We start from the raw sequence: 24,145 nt of genomic DNA on the forward strand, positions 1-24,145 counted from the left end.
TCCATGGCCAAGATCGCCCCGCAATTGCCCATCGAAGTCGACAGCGAGACTGGCGTCTGGACCTCCGATGCCTTGCCGATGCTGTACGTGCCGCGTCATTTCTTCGTCAACAACCACATGGGCATCGAAGAAGTCCTGGGCGCCGACAAGTACGCCGAGATCCTCTACAAGGCCGGCTACAAGTCCGCCTGGCACTGGTGCGAGAAAGAAGCCGAATGCCATGGCCTGGAAGGCGTGGCGGTGTTCGAACACTACATGAAGCGCCTGTCCCAGCGCGGCTGGGGCCTGTTCGAGATCCAGGACATCGACCTGGACAAGGGCACCTGCAGCGTCAAGCTCAAGCACTCGGCGTTCGTGTACGTGTACGGCAAGGTCGGCCGCAAGGTCGACTACATGTTCACCGGCTGGTTCGCCGGTGCCATGGACCAGATCCTCGCTGCCCGTGGCAGCTCGATTCGCACCGTGGCCGAGCAGGTCTACGGTGGCTCTGAAGAAGGTCACGAAGATGGCCTGTTCGTAACGAAGCCGTTGTAAAGCCGGAGAACGCGTCATGGCCTTCGAAGCAATGTTCCAGCCGATCCAGATCGGCAAACTGACCATCCGTAACCGTGTGCTCAGTACCGCCCACGCCGAGGTGTACGCCACCGACGGCGGGATGACCACCGACCGTTACGTCAAGTACTACGAAGAGAAGGCCAAGGGCGGCATTGGCATGGCGATCTGCGGTGGATCGTCCGTGGTGGCCATCGACAGCCCCCAGGAATGGTGGGCGTCGGTGAACCTGTCGACCGACCGGATCATCCCGCATTTCCAGAACCTGGCCGATGCCATGCACAAGCATGGCGCCAAGATCATGATCCAGATCACCCACATGGGGCGGCGCTCGCGCTGGGACGGCTTCAACTGGCCGACCCTGATGTCGCCGTCCGGCATCCGTGAACCCGTTCACCGGGCCACCTGCAAGACCATCGAGCCCGAGGAAATCTGGCGGGTGATCGGCAACTACGCCCAGGCCGCGCGCCGGGCCAAGGAAGGTGGCCTGGACGGCGTCGAACTGTCGGCCGTGCACCAGCACATGATCGACCAGTTCTGGAGCCCGCGCGTCAACAAGCGGACCGACGAATGGGGCGGCAGCTTCGAAGGCCGCATGAAGTTCGGTCTGGAAGTACTCAAGGCCGTGCGCGCCGAGGTGGGTGACGACTTCTGCGTCGGCATGCGCATCTGTGGCGACGAGTTCCACCCGGACGGCCTCAGCCACGAAGACATGAAGGAAATCGCCCAGTACTACGATGCCACCGGCATGGTCGATTTCTTCGGCGTGATCGGCTCGGGGTGCGACACGCACAACACCCTGGCCAACGTCATCCCCAACATGAGCTACCCGCCAGAGCCGTTCCTGCACCTGGCGGCCGGCATCAAGGAAGTGGTCAAGGTCCCGGTCCTGCACGCGCAGAACATCAAGGACCCGAACCAGGCCCAGCGCATCCTCGAGGGTGGCTACGTCGACATGGTCGGCATGACCCGTGCGCACATGGCCGACCCGCACCTGATCGCCAAGATCAAGATGGGCCAGGTCGACCAGATCAAGCAGTGCGTCGGCGCCAACTATTGCATCGACCGTCAGTACCAGGGTCTGGACGTGCTGTGCATCCAGAACGCCGCGACTTCCCGTGAATACATGGGCGTGCCGCACATCATCGAGAAGTCCACTGGGCCCAAGCGCAAGGTCGTCGTCGTCGGTGCCGGCCCTGCCGGGATGGAGGCTGCACGGGTCGCGGCCGAGCGTGGCCACGACGTGACCGTGTTCGAGAAGAAGGAGCAGATCGGCGGGCAGATCACCATCGCCGCCAAGGCGCCGCAGCGCGACCAGATCGCCGGCATCACCCGCTGGTACCAGCTGGAGTTCGCCCGCCTGAAGATCGACCTGCGCCTGGGCACCGCCGCGGACGTCGACACGATCAAGGACCTGCGTCCGGACATCATCGTGCTGGCCGTCGGCGGTCACCCGTTCGTCGAACAGAACCCACACTGGGGCGCTGAAGAAGGCCTGGTGGTGAGCAGTTGGGACGTGCTCGACGGCAAGGTCGCGCCGGGCAAGAACGTGCTGGTCTACGACACCATCTGCGAGTTCACCGGCATGTCCACCGCCGACTTCATCGCCGACAAGGGCAGCCAGGTCGAGATCGTCACCGACGACATCAAGCCGGGCGTGGCCATGGGCGGGACGACGTTCCCGACCTACTACCGCAGCATGTACCCCAAGGAAGTGATCATGACCGGCGACATGATGCTGGAAAAGGTCTACCGCGAGGGGGACAAGCTGGTGGCCGTGCTCGAGAACGAATACACCGGAGGCCGCGAAGAGCGTGTGGTCGACCAGGTGGTGATCGAGAACGGCGTGCGTCCCGACGAGGCGTTGTACTACGCCCTCAAGGACGGTTCGCGCAACAAGGGCCAGATCGACGTCGAGGCGCTGTTCGCCATCCAGCCACAGCCGATCCTGTCGCAGCCGGGCGAAGGCTACCTGCTGTACCGCATCGGTGACTGCGTGGCCCAGCGTAACGTGCATGCGGCGATCTACGATGGTCTGCGGTTGTGCAAGGACTTCTAGAAGCAGTGGCGAGTGACAAGCTGCAAGCGGCAAGCAAGAGCACTTCCTAGTGCTTTTACTTGCCGTGGCACGCCTTGATCCCTGCATACCGAAACATGAGTCGACGCAGCTGCCTTTGCTTGCAGCTTGAAGCTTGTCTCTTGCCGCCCAAACCGCGCCGCCCGCGACTCAATGGGAGCTAAACCCATGTTGAACACCCTGATACCCATCCTCCTGTTCGCCGCACTGGGCCTGGCCGTGCTGGGTGCCGTACGCCGCGTGCGCATGTGGCGCCGTGGGCGGCCGTCCAAGGTGAACCTGCTCGGCGGCCTGCTGGCCGTGCCGCGCCGTTATCTGGTCGACCTGCACCATGTGGTCGGGCGCGACAAGTACATCTCCAATACCCACGTGGCCACCGCGGGCGGCTTCGTGCTGTCGGCGCTGCTGGCCATCGCGGTCTACGGCTTCGGCCTGCAGAGCCAGATCCTCGGCTACGCGCTGCTGGTGGCCACGGCCGTCATGTTCACGGGTGCTCTCTTCGTCTACAAGCGCCGGGTGAACCCGCCTGCGCGCCTGTCCAAAGGCCCCTGGATGCGTCTGCCCAAGAGCCTGCTGGTGTTCGCCGCGACCTTCTTCGTCGCCACCCTGCCGGTGGCGGGTATCCTGCCGGCCGGCACCGGTGGCTGGATCCTGGTCGGCCTGCTGTGCCTGGGTGTGTTCTGGGGCGTGTCCGAGATGTTCTTCGGCATGACCTGGGGCGGGCCGATGAAGCATGCCTTCGCCGGTGCCCTGCACCTGGCCTGGCACCGTCGCCCCGAGCGCTTCGGCGGTGGCCGCTCCAGCGGGCTCAAGCCGATCGACCTGGAAGACCCGAACGCACTGCTGGGTGTGGAAAAGCCGGCCGACTTCACCTGGAACCAGCTGCTGGGCTTCGATGCCTGCGTCCAGTGCGGCCGCTGTGAAGCGATGTGCCCGGCATTCGCCGCCGGCCAGCCGCTCAACCCGAAGAAGCTGATCCAGGACATGGTCGTCGGCCTGGCCGGCGGCACCGATGCCCGCTTTGCCGGCAGTCCGTACCCTGGCAAGCCGATCGGCGAACATGGCGGTAGTCCGCACCAGCCGATCGTCAATGGCCTGGTCGATGCCGAGACGCTGTGGTCGTGCACCACCTGCCGCGCCTGCGTCGAAGAGTGCCCGATGATGATCGAACACGTCGATGCCATCGTCGACATGCGTCGGCACCTGACGCTGGAGAAAGGCGCCACGCCGAACAAGGGCGCCGAAGTGCTGGAAAACCTGATCGCCACCGACAACCCCGGCGGCTTCAACCCGGGCGGGCGGATGAACTGGGCCGCCGACCTGAACATGCAGGTGCTCGGTGAGGTCAAGCGCACCGAAGTGCTGTTCTGGGTCGGTGACGGCGCGTTCGACATGCGCAACCAGCGTACCCTGCGCGCCTTCGTCAAAGTGCTCAAGGCCTCCGGCGTGGACTTCGCCGTGCTGGGCCTGGAGGAGCGTGACAGCGGCGACGTGGCGCGCCGACTGGGCGACGAGGCGACCTTCCAGCAACTGGCCAAGCGCAACATCCAGACCCTGAGCCAGTACAGCTTCCAGCGCATCGTGACCTGCGATCCGCACAGCTTCCACGTGCTCAAGAACGAATACGGCGCGCTGGGCGGCGAGTACCAGGTGCAGCACCACAGCACCTACATCGCCGAACTGATCGCGGCCGGCAAGCTCAACCTGGGGCAGCACAAGGGCGGTAGCGTGACCTACCACGACCCGTGCTACCTGGGCCGCTACAACGGCGAATACGAAGCCCCGCGCGAGGTGTTGCGCGCGCTCGGGATCGAAGTGCGCGAGATGGAACGCTCGGGCTTCCGCTCACGTTGCTGCGGCGGTGGCGGCGGTGCGCCGATCACCGACATCCCGGGCAAGCAGCGGATCCCGGACATGCGCATGGACGACATCCGTGAAACCGAGGCCGAGGTGGTCGCGGTGGGCTGTCCGCAATGCACGGCCATGCTCGAAGGCGTGGTCGAGCCACGGCCGCAGATCAAGGACCTGGCCGAACTGGTGGCCGAGGTGCTGATCGAGGACGAAGCGCCTGCCACCACGCGAAAGGCAGCGCCTGCCAAACCTGAACTCGCGGAGGTGCACTGATGAGCGAGATCATTCGTCGCGACCCACGGGTCGAGTGGATTGCCCGTAACCGCCTGCACCCGCTGCATGCGGCGATGCAGACGCAACAGACCCAGTGGATGGGCCCCAATGGGGTGATGCGCAAGAACGTCCACGCGATGGCGGCCGGCTTCATTGGCCCCCATGGCCTCAAGCGCATCGATCGCAGCGGCGCCCAACAGGGCACCGCGACGGGTGCGCGACGTGGCGCCGCTGCCGAGGTCCAGCTGCCACTGCACCAGGTCGTGAATCCGGCCTTCTACGTGGCGGTGGTGCCCGACATGATCGGCGGTCGCCTGGGCGCCTACGACCGTGACGTGCTCGGCCTGGCGCGCAGCCTGGCAGGCAGCGACGGCGCGGTCCTGGCGATCGTGTTCGGTGAGCACAAGGAGGACCACTTCGACACCGCGGGCGTCGATCGCCTGCTGGTGCTCGAAGGCGATCAGTACAAAGGGTACGCACCGGAGCAGTTGGTCCAGGGCCTGCGTGCGGTGGACAACCAGTTCGCGCCGCAGCACTGGCTGCTGCCGGACAGCCGTGGCAGTGGCGGTGAGCTGGGGCGTCGTCTCTCGGCGGCCTTGGGCGAGCGGCCGGCCACGCGCGTCTGGCAGGTCAAGGATGGCCAGTGCATCGGCCGTGCCGGGGCTGGACAACAGGACCTGCAACGCAGCCTGCCACGGGTGATCCTGGCAGCGCCCGAATGCGCCGAGCCCGTCAGCGAGACGCGTCACGAGGCACTGCCGGTGGTGCTTTCGGTACAGGTGGCGCGCAGTCTGTCGCGCATCGAAGACCTGGGCTCGGTCGCGGTCGACCCTGCCTCGATCGCCATGGCCGAATCGGAGTTCATCGTCTCCGGGGGCAACGGTATCAAGGACTGGGACCTGTTCCACCGGGCCACGGCCGCGCTGGGCGCGACCGAGGGCGCTTCGCGGGTGGCGGTCGACGATGGCTTCATGCCGCGCCACCGTCAGGTCGGCGCGACCGGTACCTGGGTCACGGCACGGGTCTACGTAGCGGTGGGCATCTCCGGCGCTGTCCAGCACCTGCAAGGCATCGGTGCCTGCGAGAAAGTGGTGGCGATCAACATGGACCCGGGTTGCGACATGATCAAGCGCGCGGACCTTTCGATCATCGGTGACAGCACGGCGGTGCTACAGGCACTGATCGAGGCCGTCGAACAGCTACGCGGTGGCGAACAGCGCGACGCGGCCTGAGGAGGCAAGCATGAAGACCAAAGTCATCAGCCTGGTGTCGATCGGCTCGCACCCTGGGTCGGGCCGTGCCCGACGCGCCGAGCAGGACGCGCGCGCCGTGGAACTGGGTTTGCAATTGGCCGGGGACGCGTTGCAGGTGGTGCATGCGGGGGATCCTCGCGAAGAGGCCCTGCGTGGCTACCTGGGCATGGGCCTGGACCACCTGGACGTGCTCGAGCAACCGGTGGGGGCAGATGTGCTCAACGTCCTCACCGAGTATCTGCGAGAGGCTGGCGCGCAACTGGTGCTGACCGGCAGCCAGGCCGAAACCGGCGAGGGGTCGGGCATGTTGCCGTTCCTGCTGGCCGAGCGTCTCGGCTGGCCGCTGGTGGTCGGCCTGGCCGAGGTGGAGTCGATCGAGAACGGCACCGCCCAGGTCCTTCAGGCCTTGCCTCGCGGCCAGCGACGTCGTCTCAAGGTGCGTCTGCCCGTACTCGCCACCGTCGACACCGCCGCACCCAAGCCCCGCCAAAGCGCGTTCGGTCCGGCACGCCGGGGTGTGCTGGCCGCCCGTAGTGCAGCCATCGTGGAAGACGAGCTGCTGGCCGAGGCCGAGCTGCAACCGGCCAAGCCGCGACCCAAACGCCTCAAGGTGATCAAGGCCAAGAGCGGCGCCGACCGGATGAAGGCGGCGACGGCCAAGGCCAGTGGAGGAGGTGGCAAGGTGCTCAAGGATGCGTCGCCGCAGGAGGCCGCCCAGGCGATCGTCAAACTGCTGGTGGAAGAGGGTGTGTTGCGCTGACTCGCGGGTGCAGACGCAGGGCTGCACCCACCTGCCAGTTTTGCCAGTACCGCGACGGGGGGCTGTGTACTAAGGTGGCCCAAACTCTCAGAGCCTGTCGACATGATGACACGATCATTTGCCCGCTTTCGGCTGAGCGCTTCTCCTGCCTACACGCCCTATGGCAGCGTCAGCTCGCCTTTACCCATGCTGGCATTCTGTGGTGAACGGCGTGACCCGGTTGCCGGGTTTTATCATCTGGGCAATGGCCATCGAATCTACAACCCCACACTCGGGCGTTTTCTCTCGGCTGATCGGTTGAGTCCGTTCGGCGCTGGCGGGCTCAACGCTTATGCTTATTGCCTGGGTGACCCTGTCAATCACTGTGATCCGACGGGGCGTGAAGCCGAGAAGTACGTGCTTCCCGTGCTCAGCATCATGACCAACGTGCTTGGATTGTTCGTCAGTGGCTTGAGGTTCAGATCCTTCTACAAACAGTCGATCGCCGCGCGTACGGGGGGGGACGTCATTGGCTCTGCTTCAAGCATCGTCATGCCGGACCGTAGAGATTGGGTGCTTTCGAGCATCAGTGCGCTATCGGCTAGCGCAGGGTTGGCCATCGGGGTCGCCAGGACCGTCGAGCCTGACAATAAATGGCAGACATGGGTACTGGCTGGGCTGACAGGCATCTCATTGGTCACGACAGGTTTCGAGGCGTGGGCAATGAGCAAGCGACGACCTTGGAAACCTGAGGTGGTTACAGTCGCGCTTCAAGACCTGAGCCGGAGCAGGAGTCCGGGCGTGGAGCCTGCCATACCGTCTGACAGTACACGCCGCTCGACATCGCGGCCCCGAAGCGACAGCGCAATCATGACTGGGGCCGCATCCAACATACGAAAAGGATAGCAGTCACCTCAATCACAGCTGAGCGAAAAAAGCGGATCACGATTTTGATCGCCCTCCGCTTTTTTCCGGCACTCATTGCCTTATTGTGTTTTGACTTCTTTCAAGTAAGGCGCAGGCTCAGCCCCCAGGTTGTTCAATACCCGCTCGCTGTACCAGTCGATGAAGTTCACCACACCGAACTCGTAGGTCTTGGAGTACGGCCCCGGCTGGTACGCCGTGGAGTTGATCCCGCGCTGGTTCTCCTCGGCCAGACGACGGTCCTGGTCGTTGGTGGCGTCCCAGACCTTGCGCATGTTCGCCGGATCGTAGTCGACGCCTTCGACGGCATCTTTGTGCACCAGCCACTTGGTGGTGACCATCGACTCCTGGGCGCTGATCGGCCACACGGTGAAGACGATCATGTGGTCGCCCATGCAGTGGTTCCAGGCATGGGGCAGGTGCAGGATGCGCATCGAACCCAGGTCCGGGTTCTGGATGCGGCCCATCAACTTCTTGCACGCCGGCTTGCCGTCCATGGTCATCGACACGGTGCCCTTGAGCAGCGGCATGCGCACGATACGGTTACGCAGGCCATGGCTCTTGTGCAGGTACGGAATCTTCTCGGCTTCCCAGGCGGCGGAGCAGGCCGCGACCTGGTCCTTGAATTCCTGGCTGGCGCGCGGATCGTTGGTGTCGTCGAACTCCAGCAGGGTCTGCAGCAGCTCGGGGTGCGAGCCGTTGCAGTGGTAGCACTCGCGGTTGTTTTCCAGCACCAGCTTCCAGTTGGCCTTTTCGAACAGCTGGGTCTGCACCGCGACCTTGGTGTTCTCCATGTCGTACGGTTCCATGTAATGGTCCAAGGTGGCCAGGAACTCGTCGATGGCCGGCGGGTTTTCCGCCAGGCTGATGAAGATGTAGCCGCCGGCGACCTTCACGTTGACCGGCTTGAGACCATACTGCTTCATGTCGAAGTCGGCGCCCATCTCGGTGCCGGCGAACAGCAGGCGGCCGTCGAGTTCGTAGGTCCACTGGTGATACGGGCAGACCAGCTTGGCCACCTTGCCCTTGTCGCTGACGCACAGGCGCGAGCCGCGGTGACGGCAGACGTTGTGGAAGGCGTGCACCTTGCCCTCGGTGCCGCGCACCACCAGGATCGGGTTCTTGCCGATCTGCAAGGTGATGTAGTTGCCCTTGGCCGGAATCTCGCACGTCATGCCCGCGATCAGCCACTCTTTATGGAAGATTTCCTCCATGTCGATCTGGAACAGACGCTCGTCGGTGTAGAACGGCTGAGGCAGCGAGTAGGTGCGCTCGCGGGTCTGCAGCATCTCGGCGGTGGCCTTGCGTGCAGGTTCCAGTGGATCGCCCAGGCTCAGGGTTGCGGTGACGTCCATCGTATCGGTCCTCTTGGCCGCAGGCGGCCAACGAAAAGTGGCTAATCGTTCTTGTAGTGCCGCAGGGCTGTTTGCGAGAAACAGCGTGTTCATTTGCGGTGGAGTGTGCGTTCGCCGCCGTCCCGATCCGTATCCATGGGCGACATGGCCGAATCCGTTCCCGACGCGCCAGCCCTTGCCCCACAAGGCTGGTCGCGATAAGCACGCCGACGTCGTAGATAGGCAAGTGCGGCCTGTCGGGCTTGCGCATCATCGACGCATAAAAAATGCCGTTGTCGGCTGTTGGAGACGAACATGTCCAATCCTTTCCTCAATCCGGTCACCACCCAGACCTGGGCCAATGGCCGCCACGTCGTGCGCTGCGTCAAGGTCATCCAGGAAACCTGGGACGTGCGTACGTTCTGTTTCATGGCCGACCAGCCGATCATGTTCTTCTTCAAACCCGGGCAGTTCGTGACCCTCGAGCTGGAGATCGAAGGCCAGCAGGTGATGCGCTCCTACACCATCTCCAGCGCGCCGTCGGTCCCCTACAGCTTCTCGGTGACCATCAAGCGCGTACCGGGGGGCAAGGTGTCGAACTGGCTGCACGACACCCTGCACGAGGGCCAGGAGCTGGCCGTGCACGGGCCGGTGGGGCTGTTCAATGCCATCGACTTCCCGTCGCCCAAGGTGCTCTACCTCAGCGGTGGCGTCGGCATCACCCCGGTGATGTCGATGGCCCGCTGGTTCTACGACACCAACGCCAACGTCGACATGGTCTTCGTGCACAGCGCCCGCTCCCCCAAGGACATCATCTACCACCGTGAGCTGGAGCAGATGGCCTCGCGGGTGCCCAACTTCGGCCTGCACATCATCTGCGAGAAGCACGGGCTGGGCGAACCCTGGGCCGGCTACCGGGGCTACCTGAACCAGCGCCTGCTGGAGCTGATGGCGCCGGACTTCCTCGACCGCGAGATCTTCTGCTGCGGCCCGACGCCCTACATGACCGCCGTCAAGCGCCTGCTCGAGGACGCAGGCTTCGACATGAAGCGCTACCACGAGGAGTCCTTCGGCGCGACGCCGCCGGAAGCCAAGGCCGACGCCGTGGAGCATGCCGAGCAGGCGGCCGACGCACCGGACGTGCCGACGGCGGATCTGAACCTGGTGGAATTCGTCGACAGCGGCAAGAGCATCCGCATCGCGCCGGGCGAAACCGTACACGCGGCGGCGGCCAAGGTCGGCCTGATGATTCCGAAGGCCTGCGGCATGGGCATCTGCGGAACCTGCAAGGTGCTCAAGCTCGGCGGCGAAGTGGACATGGAGCACAACGGCGGCATTACCGAAGAAGACGAAGCCGAAGGCTACATCCTGTCGTGCTGCAGCGTGCCGAAGGGCGATGTGCGCATCGAATACTGAAGCCGTTCCCTACGCGTCGGCCGATGAGGTCGGCGCGCTCTTCTCGCTGGGTTCTGGACGAGCGGACAGCCGCTTCCGGAACCCGGCGCGCTCGCTCGAGTCCATGTGCCCAGCTGGTAACCGATGTTACTGATATTTAATGGCAGGCCTGGGCGCTTTTCTTTATCGTGTGCGCCCCCGCAACAACCGAGATAGCGCAATGTTGGAAGCATCCCTGAACACCCTCGAACAACTGGTCGGCGATCTGGTACAACAGAACGCCCGTCTGACCGAGCAGAACGCCCAGCTCAACCAGGCGCTGACCCAGTCCAAGGAAGAGAACGACACGCTGCAGCTGGCGTTGATGGAGCATGAGGAGAAGCACGGTGCCGCCGCCGCGCGCATCCAGGCCCTGGTCGAGCGCGCCAGCGCCGGTACCGTCGGCGCATGAGTTCGGTCAATGTCGTGTCGATCCTCGGCAGCGACTACTCCATCAAGGCGCCCGAAGGCCAGGAGCAGACGCTGGACCAGGCCGTGCAGATGCTGCAGCGCGCGTTGAGCGAGACCAAGCGTCTGTACCCGACCCTGATCGGCGACAAGCTGCTGGTGCTGGCTGCGCTCAACCTGTGCTCGCGCCAGATCGACCTGCAGCGTGAGCATCAGCAGACGCTCGAACGTTGCCAGGAGCAGGTCAGCGCCACCGTGCAGACCCTCAGCCGCACGTTGGGTGAGGGCTGAGGCCGATCGATTCGCTGGTCAATGGCGTCGGTGTCGGCACGAGCGCCATCGCGGGCAAGCCCGCTCCCACAGGGACCTGAGCTAGGCCGAAGTGGCGGTGCCGTGCGCCTGAAGCAGAGACCCTGCGGGCGTGCCTGCGATAGCGCCAGCCCCTGGGGCCTTTCAACCTCCAACAGGGGCGGGCTGAAGTGGCCGTGTTGTGTGCCTGAAGCAGGGACCCTGTGGGAGCGGGCTTGCCCGCGATGGCGTCGGCCCCGTCACAGTGGCTTTCTCTGGCCAACTCGATCCTGTCAGCCCCCTGGCGCCTCTCAACCTCCCATGACCTGCCGAATGTCCGCCGCCAGCGCCTGCACTCGTGCCACCTGAATGTCCCACGAGCACATGAACCGCGCACCGCCGCTGCCGATGAAGGTGTAGAAGCGCCATCCCTTGTCCCGCAAGACCTGCAAGGCCGCCTCCGGCATCTGCAGGAACACCCCGTTGGCCTCGACCGGGAACATCAGGCTCACCCCGGGGATGTCGCTCACCAGGCTGCCCAGCAGCTGCGCGCACTGGTTGGCATGCTGGGCATGGCGCAGCCAGGCGCCATCCTCCAGCAGACCGACCCAGGGCGCCGACAGGAAGCGCATCTTCGAGGCCAGTTGCCCGGCCTGCTTGCAGCGATAGTCGAAGTCGGCAGCCAGGTCATGGTTGAAGAACAGGATCGCCTCGCCCACGGCCATGCCGTTCTTGGTCCCGCCGAAGCACAGCACATCGACCCCCGACTTCCAGGTCAGCTCGGCCGGCGTGCAGCCGAGGAACGCGCACGCGTTGCTGAACCGTGCCCCGTCCATGTGCAGGTTCAGGCCCAGCGCCTTGCAGGTCGCGCTGATGGCCTTGAGTTCGTCGGGGCGGTAGACGGTCCCCACCTCGGTGGCCTGGGTAAGCGTCACCACACGCGGCTTGGGGTAGTGGATGTCCTGACGTTTGCTGGCCACTTCACGAATCGACTCGGGCGTGAGCTTGCCGCTGACGCTGCCTGCCGTGAGCAGCTTGGAACCGTTGGAGAAGAACTCGGGCGCGCCGCATTCGTCGGTCTCGACGTGCGCGGTCTCCGAGCAGATGACGCTGTGGTAGCTCTGGCACAACGAGGCCAGGGCAAGGGAGTTGGCCGCGGTGCCATTGAAGGCGAAGAACACTTCGCAGTCGGTTTCGAACAGCTGGCGAAAGTGATCGGCCGCGCGCTGTGTCCACTGGTCGTCGCCATAGGCACGTTCGTGACCCAGGTTGGCTTGCTCCATCGCCGCCCAGGCTTCGGGGCAGATGCCGGAATAGTTGTCGCTGGCGAATTGCTGATTGTTGTTGTTCATGAGGCAGTCCCGGAACGGTGAAAACGCACTCTAAACCATTGTCTGGCCCACTGCCTACGCACGCTGCCCAGCCTGCCGCGCCCCATCGCATGGCCTGTACGCAAGCCCTCTGGCAAGGGCATTTCCGGCGTCTTCACGGCATAGCGCCGTACCCCTGCAGGGTCTTGTCTGCAAAGGCCCGACAGACAGCCCATCGTCAGGTTCCGTCGTCTCGACCGAGCAATGTCGTAAACGCGCCATTGCGAGGCGTGCGCAGGCATCTGCCACCCCCCGTCGCGGCCCTACCATCGCCGCAAAGGGTCGAAGTGCCCTCAATGACAAGAATGATCGCTGCCGGGAGAATCAAGATGTTCAGCAAGCAAGACCAGATCCAGGGTTACGACGATGCACTGCTGGCGGCGATCAATGCCGAAGAGCAGCGTCAGGAAGACCACATCGAGCTGATCGCCTCGGAAAACTACACCAGCAAGCGCGTGATGCAGGCTCAAGGCAGCGGCCTGACCAACAAGTACGCCGAAGGGTATCCGGCCAAGCGTTACTACGGGGGTTGCGAGCACGTCGACAAAGTCGAGCAGCTGGCCATCGACCGCGCCAAGCAACTGTTCGGTGCCGACTATGCCAACGTCCAGCCGCACTCCGGCTCGTCGGCCAACAGCGCCGTGTACCTGGCATTGCTGCAACCGGGCGACACCCTGCTGGGCATGAGCCTGGCCCATGGCGGTCACCTGACCCACGGCGCCAAAGTCTCGTCGTCCGGCAAGCTGTACAACGCCGTGCAGTACGGCATCGACACTGCCACCGGCCTGATCGACTACGACGAGGTCGAGCGCCTGGCCATCGAGCACACGCCGAAGATGATCGTCGCCGGTTTCTCGGCCTACTCCAAGACCCTGGACTTCGCCCGCTTCCGCGAGATCGCCGACAAGGTCGGTGCGCTGCTGTTCGTCGACATGGCCCACGTCGCGGGCCTGGTCGCCGCCGGCCTGTACCCGAACCCGATCCCGTTCGCCGACGTGGTCACCACCACCACCCACAAGACCCTGCGCGGTCCACGGGGCGGCCTGATCCTGGCCAAGTCCAACCCGGACATCGAGAAGAAGCTCAACGCCGCGGTCTTCCCGGGCGCCCAGGGCGGCCCGCTGATGCACGTCATCGCCGCCAAGGCCGTGTGCTTCAAGGAGGCCCTGGAGCCTGAGTTCAAGACCTACCAGAAGCAGGTCATCGAGAACGCCCAGGCGATGGCCCAAGTCTTCGTCGACCGTGGCTACGACGTGGTCTCCGGCGGCACCGACAACCACCTGTTCCTGGTCAGCCTGATCCGTCAAGGCCTGACCGGCAAGGACGCTGATGCGGCCCTGGGCCGCGCTCACGTCACCGTCAACAAGAACGCCGTGCCCAACGATCCGCAGTCGCCGTTCGTCACCTCCGGTCTGCGCATCGGCACCCCGGCCGTCACCACCCGTGGCTTCAAGGTCGCCCAATGCGTGGCGCTGGCTGGCTGGATCTGCGACATCCTCGACAACCTCGGCGATGCCGATGTCGAGGCCGACGTCGCCCGGAACGTCGCCGCCTTGTGCGCGGACTTCCCCGTTTACCGCTGAGTGGGAGCTTTGATCATGAAACGCTTTTCAGGCTTCGGCCTTCTCAAACATTCCCTCAGCCACCACGAGAACTGGCAGCGCATGTGGCGCACGCCGACGCCGAAGAAAGTCTACGACGTGGTCATCGTCGGTGGTGGCGGGCACGGGTTGGCCACGGCCTACTACCTGGCCAAGGAACACGGCATCACCAACGTGGCCGTGATCGAAAAAGGCTGGCTGGGTGGCGGCAACACCGCCCGCAACACCACCATCGTGCGTTCCAATTACCTGTGGGACGAGTCGGCGCGCCTGTACGAGCACGCCATGAAGTTGTGGGAGGGCCTGTCCCAGGACCTGAACTACAACGTCATGTTCTCCCAGCGCGGCGTCTACAACCTGTGCCACACCCTGCAGGACATCCGTGACTCCGAGCGTCGGGTCAGCGCCAACCGCCTCAACGGCATCGACGGTGAGCTGCTCAACACCGAACAGGTCGCGGCCGAGATCCCGCACTTGGACTGCTCGAAGAACACCCGTTATCCGATTCTCGGCGCCACCGTGCAGCGTCGCGGCGGCGTGGCCCGTCACGATGCCGTGGCCTGGGGCTTCGCCCGTGCGGCCGACGCCCTGGGCGTGGACCTGATTCAACAGACCGAGGTCACGGGCTTCCGCAAGGAGAACGGCGCGGTCATCGGGGTCGAGACCAACAAAGGCTTCATCGGCGCCAAGCGCGTCGGCGTGGTCACCGCGGGCAACTCCGGGCACATGGCGCGTCTGGCCGGCTTCCGTCTGCCGCTGGAATCGCACCCGCTGCAGGCCCTGGTATCCGAGCCGATCAAGCCGATCATCGACAGCGTGATCATGTCCAACGCCGTGCACGGCTACATCAGCCAGTCCGACAAGGGTGACCTGGTCATCGGCGCCGGTATCGACGGTTACGTGGGCTACGGCCAGCGCGGGTCGTACCCGGTCATCGAGCACACCGTCCAGGCCATCGTCGAGATGTTCCCGATCCTCTCGCGCGTGCGCATGAACCGCCAGTGGGGCGGCATCGTCGACACCTGCCCGGATGCGTGCCCGATCATCACCAAGACCCCGGTCAAGAACCTCTTCTTCAACTGCGGCTGGGGCACCGGCGGCTTCAAGGCCACCCCGGGCTCGGGCAACATCTTCGCGGCCAGCCTGGCCAAGGGCGAGATGCACCCGATCGCCAAGCCTTTCTCGATGGATCGCTTCTACACCGGCGCATTGATCGACGAGCACGGCGCCGCCGCCGTCGCCCACTAATCGGAGACAACGTTCATGTTGCATATTTTCTGTCCCCACTGCGGCGAGCTGCGTTCCGAAGAAGAATTCCACGCTTCCGGTCAGGCGCACATCGCGCGCCCCCTGGACCCGGCGGCCTGCTCCGATGCGGAGTGGGGCGAGTACGTGTTCTTCCGTGACAACCCCCGTGGCATCCACCACGAGCTGTGGGACCACGTCGCCGGCTGCCGCCAGTACTTCAACGTCACGCGTAACACCGAGACCTACGAGATCCTGGAATCCTACAAGATTGGCGAGAAGCCGAAGATGGCCGCTCGTGAACACACACCCGCTCAGTCGGCGGCCGTCAACGCACGGGGAGAAAACGTATGAGCCAGACCTATCGCCTCTCCAGCGGTGGCCGCGTCGACCGTAGCAAGGTGCTGAACTTCACCTTCAACGGCAAGAGCTACCAGGGCTACGCCGGTGACACGCTGGCCGCCGCGTTGCTGGCCAACGGCGTCGACATCGTCGGTCGCAGCTTCAAGTACTCGCGTCCGCGCGGGATCATCGCCGCCGGTTCCGAAGAGCCGAACGCGATCCTGCAACTGGGCTCCAGCGAAGCCACCCAGATCCCCAACGTGCGCGCCACCCAGCAGGCGCTGTACTCGGGCCTGGTCGCCACCAGCACCAACGGTTGGCCGAACGTCAACACCGACGTGATGGGCATCATCGGCAAGGTCGGCGGCAACATGATGCCGCCCGGGTTCTACTACAAGACCTTCATGTACCCCAAGTCCTTCTGGATGACGTACGAGAAGTACATCCGCAAGGCTGCTGGCCTGGGCCGTTCGCCGCTGCAGAACGACCCGGACAGCTACGACTACATGAACCAGCACTGCGACGTGCTGATCGTCGGCGGTGGCCCTGCCGGGCTGGCTGCTGCCCTGGCCGCCGGGCGCAGTGGCGCCCGGGTGATCCTGGCCGACGAGCAGGAAGAGTTCGGCGGCTGCCTGCTCGACAGCCGTGAGACCCTCGATGGCAAACCGGCCGCCGACTGGGTCGCGGCCGTGGTGGCCGAGCTGGAATCGCTGCCGGAAGTGACCTTGCTGCCGCGAGCCACGGTCAACGGCTACCACGACCACAACTTCCTGACCATCCACGAGCGCCTGACCGACCACCTCGGCGATCGCGCACCGATCGGCCAGGTGCGTCAGCGTGTCCACCGGGTCCGCGCCAAGCGCGTGGTGCTGGCGGCAGGCGCTCAGGAGCGTCCGCTGGTCTACGGCAACAACGACCTGCCCGGCAACATGGTGGCCGGCTCGATCTCCACCTACGTGCGTCGCTATGGCGTGGCGCCGGGCCGCAAGCTGGTGCTGTCGACCAACAACGACCACGCCTACCGCGTGGCCCTGGACTGGCACGACGCTGGCCTGCAGGTCGTGGCCGTGGCCGATGCCCGTCACAACCCGCGTGGCTCGCTGGTCGAGGCGGCACGTGCCAAGGGTATCCGCATTCTCACCTCCAGCGCCGTGATCGAGACCCGGGGCGGCAAGCACGTGACCGCTGCCCGCGTGGCGGCCATCGATGTGCCGGGCCATCAGGTCACCAGCCCGGGCGAGTGGCTCGAGTGCGACCTGGTCGGCACCTCCGGCGGCTACAGCCCGGTGGTCCACCTGGCCTCGCACCTGGGCGGTCGCCCGGTGTGGCGTGAAGACATCCTCGGCTTCGTGCCGGGCGATGCACCGCAAAAACGCGTCTGCGTAGGCGGCGTGAATGGCGTCTACGCGCTCGGCGACGTGCTGGCCGATGGTTTCGAAGGCGGCGTGCGCGCGGCCAACGAAGCGGGCTTCAAGGCCGTCGTCGGCACCTTGCCGAAAACCGTTGCAGTCAAGGAAGACGCCACCGTCGCGCTGTTCCAGGTCCCGCACGACAAGGGCACCGCCCGTGCGCCCAAGCAGTTCGTCGATCAGCAGAACGACGTCACCGCGGCGGCTATCGAACTGGCGACCCGCGAAGGCTTCGAGTCGGTCGAGCACGTCAAGCGCTACACCGCGCTGGGCTTCGGCACCGACCAAGGCAAGCTGGGCAACATCAACGGCCTGGCCATCGCCGCGCGTTCGATGGGCATCACCATCCCGCAGATGGGCACCACCATGTTCCGCCCCAACTACACGCCGGTGACCTTCGGCGCGGTGGCCGGTCGCCACTGTGGGCACATCTTCGAGCCGGTGCGCTTCACCGCGCTGCACGCCTGGCACCTGAAGAACGGCGCCGAGTTCGAGGACGTCGGCCAGTGGAAGCGTCCGTGGTACTTCCCCAAGGCGGGCGAAGACATCCATGCCGCCGTGGCCCGTGAGTGCAAGGCCGTGCGTGACAGCGTCGGCCTGCTCGACGCCTCGACCCTGGGCAAGATCGACATCCAGGGCCCGGACGCCCGTGAATTCCTCAACCGCGTGTACACCAACGCCTGGACCAAGCTCGACGTGGGCAAGGCCCGCTATGGCCTGATGTGCAAGGAAGACGGCATGGTCTTCGACGACGGCGTCACCGCCTGTCTGGCCGACAACCACTTCCTGATGACCACCACCACCGGTGGCGCGGCCCGCGTGCTGCAATGGCTGGAGCTGTACCACCAGACCGAATGGCCGGAGCTGAAGGTGTACTTCACCTCGGTCACCGACCACTGGGCCACGCTGACCCTGTCCGGCCCCAACAGCCGCAAGCTGCTGGCCGAGGTCACCGACATCGACCTGGACAAGGATGCCTTCCCGTTCATGACCTGGAAGGAAGGGCTGGTCGGCGGCGTGCCGGCGCGGGTCTTCCGGATTTCGTTCACCGGCGAGCTGTCGTACGAAGTCAACATCCAGGCCAACTACGCCATGGGTGTCCTGGAAAAGATCGTCGAGGCCGGCAAGCAGTACAACCTGACACCGTACGGCACCGAGACCATGCACGTGCTGCGCGCCGAGAAGGGCTTCATCATCGTCGGTCAGGACACCGATGGCTCGATGAACCCGGACGACCTGAACATGAGCTGGTGCGTCGGTCGTAACAAGCCGTTCTCCTGGATCGGCCTGCGCGGCATGAACCGCGAAGACTGCCTGCGCGACGACCGCAAGCAACTGGTCGGTATCAAGCCGCTGGACCCGACCAAGTGGCTGGCCGAAGGCGCCCAGATCATCCTCGATCCGCAGCAGCCGATGCCGCAGGAGATGGTGGGCCACATCACCTCCAGCTATGCCCACAACTCGCTGGGGTATTCCTTCGCGATGGGCGTGGTCAAGGGCGGCCTCAAGCGCATGGGCGAACGCATCTGGGTCTCGCAATCGGACGGAAGCGTGAGCGAAGCGGAGATCGTGTCGTCGGTCTTCTTCGACCCGAAAGGTGAACGTCAGAACGTCTGAGACCCCCGGCACCCATCGGTGCCTGGCGCACGACAGAGGCTTCTTGTGGGAGCGGGCTTGCCCGCGAAGACGGTGTTCAATCCACCGCCTTCTTTCGCGGGCAAGCCTGCTCCCACGCAAGCATCGACGTCCCAGGCATCGCGGTCGAATCCAGAATTCAAGGCAGGTAAAAAATGAGTGCGATCAACGTCTACCAGCAAAACCCCAGCGCCGACGTCAAGGCCCAGACCCCGCTGCACCATGCCGACCTGGCCAGCCTGGTCGGCAAGGGCCGCCAGAACGCCGGCGTCACCCTGCGCGAAAAGAAATTCCTCGGCCACCTGACCCTGCGTGGCGATGGCCATAACCCGGCGTTCGCCGCAGGTGTGCAGAAGGCCCTGGGCCTGGAGCTGCCGGTCGCCCTGACCGTGGTGGCCGATGGCGAGACCTCGCTGCAATGGGTCGGCCCGGACGAGTGGCTGCTGATCGTCCCGGGCGGTCAGGAGCTCGAGGCCGAGCAGAAGCTGCGCGCGGCCCTCGAAGGTCAGCACATCCAGGTGGTCAACGTCAGTGGCGGGCAGACCCTGCTGGAGCTGCGTGGCCCGAACGTGCGCGAGGTGCTGATGAAGTCCACCAGCTATGACGTGCACCCGAACAACTTCCCGGTCGGCAAGGCCGTCGGCACCGTGTTCGCCAAGTCGCAGCTGGTGATCCGCCGCACCGCTGAGGACACCTGGGAGCTGATGATCCGTCGCAGCTTCGCCGATTACTGGTGGCTGTGGTTGCAGGACGCGTCGGCCGAGTACGGCCTGACCATCGAGGCCTGAGGAGAACACCGATGAGCCGAGCACCGGATACCTGGATCCTGACTGCCGACTGCCCAAGCACGCTCGGCACCGTCGACGTGGTGACGCGTTTTCTGCACGAACAGCAGTGCTATGTCACGGAACACCACTCGTTCGACGACCGGCTGTCCGGCCGCTTCTTCATCCGCGTGGAATTCCGTCAGCCTGCCGACTTCGATGAGGCCGCGTTCCGTGCGGGCCTGGGCGAGCGCAGTGCGGGCTTTGGCATGGGCTTCGAGCTGACCGCGCCTCATCACCGCCCCAAGGTGGTGATCATGGTGTCCAAGGCCGACCACTGCCTGAACGACCTGCTCTACCGGCAACGCATTGGTCAACTGGGCATGGACGTGGTCGCGGTGATCTCCAATCACCCCGACCTCGAACCCCTGGCCCAATGGCACAAGATTCCCTACCACCACTTTCCGCTCGACCCCAAGGACAAGCCCGGGCAGGAGCGTCAGGTGCTGCGCGTGATCGAGGAGACCGGCGCCGAGCTGGTGATCCTGGCGCGCTACATGCAGGTGCTGTCGCCCGAGCTGTGCCGTCGGCTCGATGGCTGGGCGATCAATATCCATCACTCATTGTTGCCAGGCTTCAAGGGCGCCAAGCCCTATCACCAGGCCTACAACAAGGGTGTGAAGATGGTTGGCGCCACGGCGCACTACATCAACAACGATCTGGACGAAGGCCCGATCATCGCCCAGGGCGTCGAGACCGTGGACCACAGCGACTACCCCGAGGACCTGATCGCCAAGGGCCGCGACATCGAATGCCTGACGCTGGCGCGCGCGGTGGGGTACCACATCGAGAAGCGCGTGTTCCTCAATGCCAATCGGACGGTGGTGCTCTAAAATCAGTGAACGACCTAGGCGTTGTACGGAAAGTCACCGAACGGCGAGCAGGCAAGGCGAAAACAGGTGAGAAAGCGCAGGTTACATAGAGCAAATGAGCAGTTTCGAACGTGTGTCCGACACGGCCTGATCGCCCGCAGGTACGGTGCGTACAAAGCCTAGGAAGTTGGGTAGGCGTTGTAGCTGCATCATTCGCCCTATGTGGAATCTAAAAAATTTTGCAAGCGTGACGTGCACCCACAGACTATTGGAGTCAAGGGGTATAGTTGACAGCGATGGGTTCAAATCCAAGTGATCTAAACTTCTCAACGGCACTCGCTAAAGAATCGAATTTGGGGCGATAATGTCCTGATCGGTTATAGACAAAGACTTCACCAAGGCTGCCAACTCTAAAGGTGCCTGCGCTTATTACTTTTTTGCTGGCGACGCGCTCCGCCAGCGAGGGGTGTGATATATAGGTCGGAGAATTTTTGGCTCCTGACGACGCAACAATAAGTTGGTTGTCTTTAGTCAATACATATTTTTGTTCGACGCCCACGCCGGCCTCGGAAACGTCAGACGCTCGGGTGACGACCCTTCTAGGATCTTTTCCAGCAGAAGCTTTGTAGTTTTCGACAAGAGCGATTTCTTTTTTCAAAATCTTTGGGTAATGGTTAGGTAAATAGGCTGGTTTGGGCTGACTCGAGCGTCTAGAAAACCTACTAAAAAACTGGCCCGTTGGATCGCTGCGGTTGATGGGGTCACCACCACAATACGCGTAACAATTTAGCCCGCCCTGATCAAAGGGGCTCAGCGCATCAGGTGACAGAAAGCGCATTAAGGCTGGGCCTAGCATGCGATGACCGTTACCGAGCGAGTAGGTATTTTCTAACAGTCGGGCATATCCATTGAATCCCAATAATCTGTCGCCAAGTCTTTCATGGCCATAGGGTGTGTAACAAAGCGCCACTGTATTCATATGCTTCTCCAAGGCAAAGCGCTTGCAAGGTCCTGATAAGAGGAAGATCCACAGGTCTGGGCTGGTACGTTCAATGATTTTTCATCGCAACACAACTGACATTTATATCAGGTGTGCACCCATGCCAGACGGTTGAAATAGCCTTGTTTTAAGCGAGCACAATGAATCCATTCACGAATGGTGAAGTGTGTAAAAGCAGTCAACGTACCGGGGGCAGGATCCAGAGGCACGGGCAGCCATGCATAACATTCCATAGCATCGAAGGGCTTCGTCAGGGTCATTGCAACATGCGCCGAGCGCTCGCCCGTTGATCATGTCCCGTTTGCCAATCTGACGCTCCAAAGCAAGCCACTGTCGTTCCCAGTCACCGTACCCCCTCACGACAAGACCACAATGGACCGCACCAAATGCGCGGCCCTGTACGCCTTTGCGCCGTGGCAGGCCTCCTTCCACGGCATCCGCAACATCTGTCGTCCTGGGAGGGCGGCGCTTCAACCACCGCTGCATAACTAGAATTCAAGCGAGGTAAGAGCATGTCAGGCAATCGTGGAGTGGTGTATCTCGGCGCCGGCAAGGTCGAGGTGCAGAAGATCGACTACCCGAAAATGCAGGACCCGCGTGGCAAGAAGATCGAGCACGGGGTGATCCTCAAGGTGGTCTCCACCAACATCTGCGGCTCCGACCAGCACATGGTCCGCGGCCGCACCACTGCCCAGGTCGGCCTGGTCCTGGGCCACGAAATCACCGGTGAAATCGTCGAGAAGGGCAGCGACGTCGAGCGCATGCAGATCGGCGATCTGGTCTCGGTGCCCTTCAACGTTGCCTGCGGCCGTTGCCGCTCCTGCAAGGAAATGCACACCGGCGTCTGCCTCACCGTCAACCCGGCCCGCGCCGGGGGTGCCTACGGCTATGTGGACATGGGCGACTGGACCGGCGGCCAGGCCGAATACGTGCTGGTGCCGTATGCCGACTTCAACCTGCTGAAACTGCCCGAGCGTGACAAGGCCATGGAAAAGATCCGTGACCTGACCTGCCTGTCCGACATCCTGCCGACCGGCTACCACGGCGCCGTGACCGCAGGCGTCGGCCCAGGTAGCACCGTCTACGTCGCCGGTGCCGGTCCGGTCGGCCTGGCCGCTGCCGCCTCGGCACGTCTGCTGGGCGCCGCCTGCGTGATCGTCGGCGACCTCAATCCGGCCCGTCTGGCCCACGCCAAGTCGCAAGGCTTCGAAGTGGTCGACCTGTCCAAGGACACCCCGCTGCACGAGCAGATCGTCGACATCCTCGGCGAGCCGGAAGTGGACTGCGCGGTCGATGCCGTCGGCTTCGAAGCCCGTGGCCATGGCCATGAAGGCGCCAAGCACGAAGCCCCGGCCACCGTGCTGAACTCGCTGATGCAGGTGACCCGCGTGGCCGGCAGCATCGGTATCCCGGGCCTGTACGTGACCGAAGACCCGGGCGCATCGGATGCCGCCGCCAAGATCGGCGCCCTGAGCATCCGCTTCGGCCTGGGCTGGGCCAAGTCGCACAGCTTCCACACCGGCCAGACCCCGACCATGAAGTACAACCGCCAGCTGATGCAGGCGATCATGTGGGACCGGATCAACATCGCCGAGGTGGTGGGCGTGCAGGTGATCAACCTCGACCAGGCGCCGGAAGGGTATGGCGAGTTCGATGCCGGTGTGCCGAAGAAGTTTGTGATCGACCCGCACAAAATGTGGGGCGCGGCGTAAGGTGCCGTGAGTCAGGAAGGTCCCTCGTGATGAGGGGCTTTCTTTTTCCAGACTTGAAAGTGACGCACCGGTATCGTTCTACAATTGCGGGCCTACCAGGGCTCTAATTGCGGGCCTCTCAGAGCTCTGCGGATGCCCTCGTTGATACGGGCGATCTCGTCTTCGGAATCTGATGCAGAAGATACAGAGTCAAAAGACGGCGACCTGTCGCGCTGAGCTGCCCGAAACTGTCTGTCGGCTTCGATATTGCGTATCAGCTGATCCCGCACCGGGGATTTGCCCTTGAAGGGGGTGAGGTCTATGGAAGGGCTTTTCACTAGAACTTCGTAAGAATGCCCAAGCGCAGGGCCAACGGTGCCTTCCTGTGCAGAGGCCAGTAGCAGTTCAGGTTGTTCCCGCGAACGCTTGATCTTGGTCATTGCGGGTTGGGTCATCTGTTTCAGGTGTTTGCTGGCTCGAGACAGCGCGGCGGCATCGGCCAAGCGGCTGTGCTTGATGATGTTCGCGAAGATATCCGGTTCCCTCAGCGCGGTGATCGTGGGTGTCGAGGGTGGGACTCTCAGGGCGGAGCTCGGCATGTGCCCACTGGGGTCCTGATTGTTCACCGGGTCGCCTGCACAGAACGCGTAGGGGTTGAGTCCGCCTTGCCCGAAGGGGCTCCAGTCATCGGGTGATTGAAAGCGCATCAAGCCCGGACTGTAGGAGCGATAGCCGCTGCCCAGCGGATAGCAGCCAGATGCACGCTCGAAGTGTTCGCCATTGAAGCCCAGTAGCCTGCGCGACGAAGGCAACCCGGGTTCATGCCCATAGGCGGAGTACCTGCGCGGCTCGTCTTCATCGGCTTCCTGCACCGACAGCACCGAACCTTTATCATCGATGGCGAGCAGGCCTGCCGACGTGCTGCCGGCCGTTTGCTGCTCGGCCAACGGCATGTCTGGGGTGCGGAGAATAATGCGACTGACGGCGCCTTGTTTCACGGTAACCAGCCTGTCGCCTTGATAGAAGAACAGCGAATTATTCTGTGCTTTGTTCATGATTCAAATCTCTTTACATGAAGGCGTT

At 63.7% G+C, this 24,145-nt stretch carries 19 protein-coding genes and 1 pseudogene; 16 read left to right on the forward strand and 4 right to left on the reverse strand.

Going from position 1 to position 24,145, the window contains the following annotated elements:
* The first annotated feature begins 3 nt into the window (after positions 1-3).
* The 6 genes from G7007_RS05570 to G7007_RS22480 all read left to right on the forward strand — a co-directional run bounded on the left by G7007_RS05570 (position 4) and on the right by G7007_RS22480 (position 7,651).
* The gene (locus G7007_RS05570; RefSeq protein WP_060392182.1) at positions 4-534 is read left to right on the forward strand and encodes a DUF5943 domain-containing protein; all 531 of its coding nucleotides are present in this window, start codon (positions 4-6) and stop codon (positions 532-534) included.
* Between the two features lie 16 nt (positions 535-550).
* Positions 551-2,611: a dimethylglycine demethylation protein DgcA gene (gene dgcA, locus G7007_RS05575; RefSeq protein WP_181099738.1), complete on the forward strand. Its 2,061-nt coding sequence runs from the start codon at positions 551-553 to the stop codon at positions 2,609-2,611.
* A 186-nt stretch (positions 2,612-2,797) separates the two neighbouring features.
* The gene (gene dgcB, locus G7007_RS05580) at positions 2,798-4,753 is read left to right on the forward strand and encodes a dimethylglycine demethylation protein DgcB (RefSeq protein ID WP_181099740.1); all 1,956 of its coding nucleotides are present in this window, start codon (positions 2,798-2,800) and stop codon (positions 4,751-4,753) included.
* Positions 4,753-5,985: an electron transfer flavoprotein subunit alpha gene (gene etfA / locus G7007_RS05585; protein ID WP_181099742.1), complete on the forward strand. Its 1,233-nt coding sequence runs from the start codon at positions 4,753-4,755 to the stop codon at positions 5,983-5,985. The genes dgcB and etfA overlap by 1 nt, the downstream gene beginning before the upstream one ends.
* A gap of 10 nt (positions 5,986-5,995) precedes the next feature.
* The gene (gene etfB / locus G7007_RS05590; protein ID WP_181099745.1) at positions 5,996-6,766 is read left to right on the forward strand and encodes an electron transfer flavoprotein subunit beta; all 771 of its coding nucleotides are present in this window, start codon (positions 5,996-5,998) and stop codon (positions 6,764-6,766) included.
* Positions 6,767-6,871: 105 nt separating this feature from the next.
* Positions 6,872-7,651: an RHS repeat-associated core domain-containing protein gene (locus tag G7007_RS22480; protein ID WP_258198495.1), complete on the forward strand. Its 780-nt coding sequence runs from the start codon at positions 6,872-6,874 to the stop codon at positions 7,649-7,651.
* An 80-nt stretch (positions 7,652-7,731) separates the two neighbouring features.
* Here the strand turns inward: G7007_RS22480 and gbcA are convergent, their stop codons facing one another.
* A complete protein-coding gene (gene gbcA, locus G7007_RS05600; RefSeq protein WP_181099749.1) occupies positions 7,732-9,024 on the reverse strand; it encodes a glycine-betaine demethylase subunit GbcA in 1,293 nt (430 codons plus the stop codon).
* Positions 9,025-9,318: 294 nt separating this feature from the next.
* Here gbcA and gbcB point away from each other — a divergent pair, with 294 nt between their 5' ends.
* The 3 genes from gbcB to G7007_RS05615 all read left to right on the forward strand — a co-directional run bounded on the left by gbcB (position 9,319) and on the right by G7007_RS05615 (position 11,136).
* Positions 9,319-10,419, forward strand: coding sequence for a glycine-betaine demethylase subunit GbcB (gene gbcB / locus G7007_RS05605; protein ID WP_181099751.1), 1,101 nt, complete (start codon positions 9,319-9,321; stop codon positions 10,417-10,419).
* Positions 10,420-10,618: 199 nt separating this feature from the next.
* Positions 10,619-10,849, forward strand: a complete 231-nt coding sequence (locus tag G7007_RS05610; RefSeq protein ID WP_181099753.1) for a hypothetical protein — start codon at positions 10,619-10,621, stop codon at positions 10,847-10,849.
* Positions 10,846-11,136, forward strand: a complete 291-nt coding sequence (locus tag G7007_RS05615) for a cell division protein ZapA (RefSeq protein WP_181099754.1) — start codon at positions 10,846-10,848, stop codon at positions 11,134-11,136. Before G7007_RS05610 ends, G7007_RS05615 begins: the two co-directional genes overlap by 4 nt.
* Positions 11,137-11,444: 308 nt before the next feature.
* Here the strand turns inward: G7007_RS05615 and G7007_RS05620 are convergent, their stop codons facing one another.
* On the reverse strand, positions 11,445-12,485 hold the full coding sequence (locus G7007_RS05620) for a threonine aldolase family protein (protein ID WP_181099756.1): 1,041 nt from the start codon (positions 12,483-12,485) through the stop codon (positions 11,445-11,447).
* A gap of 347 nt (positions 12,486-12,832) precedes the next feature.
* On the opposite strand from G7007_RS05620, the gene G7007_RS05625 reads away from it, so the two are divergent.
* From G7007_RS05625 to purU, 6 genes are all read left to right on the forward strand, one after another.
* On the forward strand, positions 12,833-14,086 hold the full coding sequence (locus tag G7007_RS05625) for a serine hydroxymethyltransferase (protein ID WP_181099758.1): 1,254 nt from the start codon (positions 12,833-12,835) through the stop codon (positions 14,084-14,086).
* A gap of 15 nt (positions 14,087-14,101) precedes the next feature.
* Positions 14,102-15,352 carry a sarcosine oxidase subunit beta family protein gene (locus tag G7007_RS05630; RefSeq protein ID WP_181099760.1) on the forward strand — a complete coding sequence of 417 codons (1,251 nt, stop codon included), beginning with the start codon at positions 14,102-14,104 and terminating at the stop codon, positions 15,350-15,352.
* Positions 15,353-15,367: 15 nt separating this feature from the next.
* Positions 15,368-15,703, forward strand: coding sequence for a sarcosine oxidase subunit delta (locus G7007_RS05635; RefSeq protein WP_181099761.1), 336 nt, complete (start codon positions 15,368-15,370; stop codon positions 15,701-15,703).
* Complete coding sequence (locus G7007_RS05640) at positions 15,700-18,717, forward strand: sarcosine oxidase subunit alpha (RefSeq protein ID WP_181099763.1); 3,018 nt, start codon at positions 15,700-15,702, stop codon at positions 18,715-18,717. The genes G7007_RS05635 and G7007_RS05640 overlap by 4 nt, the downstream gene beginning before the upstream one ends.
* Before the next feature lie 173 nt (positions 18,718-18,890).
* Positions 18,891-19,523, forward strand: a complete 633-nt coding sequence (locus G7007_RS05645; RefSeq protein ID WP_181099765.1) for a sarcosine oxidase subunit gamma — start codon at positions 18,891-18,893, stop codon at positions 19,521-19,523.
* Positions 19,524-19,534: 11 nt separating this feature from the next.
* Positions 19,535-20,392, forward strand: coding sequence for a formyltetrahydrofolate deformylase (gene purU, locus G7007_RS05650; protein WP_181099767.1), 858 nt, complete (start codon positions 19,535-19,537; stop codon positions 20,390-20,392).
* Positions 20,393-21,104: 712 nt separating this feature from the next.
* Here purU and G7007_RS22115 read toward each other — a convergent pair.
* Positions 21,105-21,338 (reverse strand): annotated as a pseudogene (locus G7007_RS22115) (RHS repeat-associated core domain-containing protein); the annotation flags it as partial.
* 545 nt (positions 21,339-21,883) lie between these two features.
* On the opposite strand from G7007_RS22115, the gene fdhA reads away from it, so the two are divergent.
* Positions 21,884-23,083: a formaldehyde dehydrogenase, glutathione-independent gene (fdhA, locus tag G7007_RS05660; RefSeq protein WP_181099772.1), complete on the forward strand. Its 1,200-nt coding sequence runs from the start codon at positions 21,884-21,886 to the stop codon at positions 23,081-23,083.
* A gap of 92 nt (positions 23,084-23,175) precedes the next feature.
* Here the strand turns inward: fdhA and G7007_RS05665 are convergent, their stop codons facing one another.
* On the reverse strand, positions 23,176-24,117 hold the full coding sequence (locus tag G7007_RS05665) for an RHS repeat-associated core domain-containing protein (RefSeq protein WP_219858963.1): 942 nt from the start codon (positions 24,115-24,117) through the stop codon (positions 23,176-23,178).
* Positions 24,118-24,145 lie beyond the last annotated feature (28 nt).

Source organism: Pseudomonas entomophila (assembly GCF_013523125.1).
GTDB lineage: Bacteria > Pseudomonadota > Gammaproteobacteria > Pseudomonadales > Pseudomonadaceae > Aquipseudomonas > Aquipseudomonas entomophila_B.

Bases quoted from the DNA above. Each gene is read 5' to 3' on its own strand.
- purU (WP_181099767.1), top strand. From the start codon at position 19,535: ATGAGCCGAGCACCGGATACCTGGATCCTGACTGCCGACTGCCCAAGC.
- G7007_RS05610 (WP_181099753.1), top strand. From the start codon at position 10,619: ATGTTGGAAGCATCCCTGAACACCCTCGAACAACTGGTCGGCGATCTG.
- G7007_RS05625 (WP_181099758.1), top strand. From the start codon at position 12,833: ATGTTCAGCAAGCAAGACCAGATCCAGGGTTACGACGATGCACTGCTG.
- etfA (WP_181099742.1), top strand. From the start codon at position 4,753: ATGAGCGAGATCATTCGTCGCGACCCACGGGTCGAGTGGATTGCCCGT.
- dgcA (WP_181099738.1), top strand. From the start codon at position 551: ATGGCCTTCGAAGCAATGTTCCAGCCGATCCAGATCGGCAAACTGACC.
- G7007_RS05665 (WP_219858963.1), bottom strand. From the start codon at position 24,117: ATGAACAAAGCACAGAATAATTCGCTGTTCTTCTATCAAGGCGACAGG.
- G7007_RS05635 (WP_181099761.1), top strand. From the start codon at position 15,368: ATGTTGCATATTTTCTGTCCCCACTGCGGCGAGCTGCGTTCCGAAGAA.
- gbcB (WP_181099751.1), top strand. From the start codon at position 9,319: ATGTCCAATCCTTTCCTCAATCCGGTCACCACCCAGACCTGGGCCAAT.
- G7007_RS05620 (WP_181099756.1), bottom strand. From the start codon at position 12,485: ATGAACAACAACAATCAGCAATTCGCCAGCGACAACTATTCCGGCATC.
- G7007_RS05645 (WP_181099765.1), top strand. From the start codon at position 18,891: ATGAGTGCGATCAACGTCTACCAGCAAAACCCCAGCGCCGACGTCAAG.
- dgcB (WP_181099740.1), top strand. From the start codon at position 2,798: ATGTTGAACACCCTGATACCCATCCTCCTGTTCGCCGCACTGGGCCTG.
- G7007_RS05615 (WP_181099754.1), top strand. From the start codon at position 10,846: ATGAGTTCGGTCAATGTCGTGTCGATCCTCGGCAGCGACTACTCCATC.
- etfB (WP_181099745.1), top strand. From the start codon at position 5,996: ATGAAGACCAAAGTCATCAGCCTGGTGTCGATCGGCTCGCACCCTGGG.
- fdhA (WP_181099772.1), top strand. From the start codon at position 21,884: ATGTCAGGCAATCGTGGAGTGGTGTATCTCGGCGCCGGCAAGGTCGAG.
- G7007_RS22480 (WP_258198495.1), top strand. From the start codon at position 6,872: ATGACACGATCATTTGCCCGCTTTCGGCTGAGCGCTTCTCCTGCCTAC.
- G7007_RS05630 (WP_181099760.1), top strand. From the start codon at position 14,102: ATGAAACGCTTTTCAGGCTTCGGCCTTCTCAAACATTCCCTCAGCCAC.
- G7007_RS05640 (WP_181099763.1), top strand. From the start codon at position 15,700: ATGAGCCAGACCTATCGCCTCTCCAGCGGTGGCCGCGTCGACCGTAGC.
- gbcA (WP_181099749.1), bottom strand. From the start codon at position 9,024: ATGGACGTCACCGCAACCCTGAGCCTGGGCGATCCACTGGAACCTGCA.
- G7007_RS05570 (WP_060392182.1), top strand. From the start codon at position 4: ATGGCCAAGATCGCCCCGCAATTGCCCATCGAAGTCGACAGCGAGACT.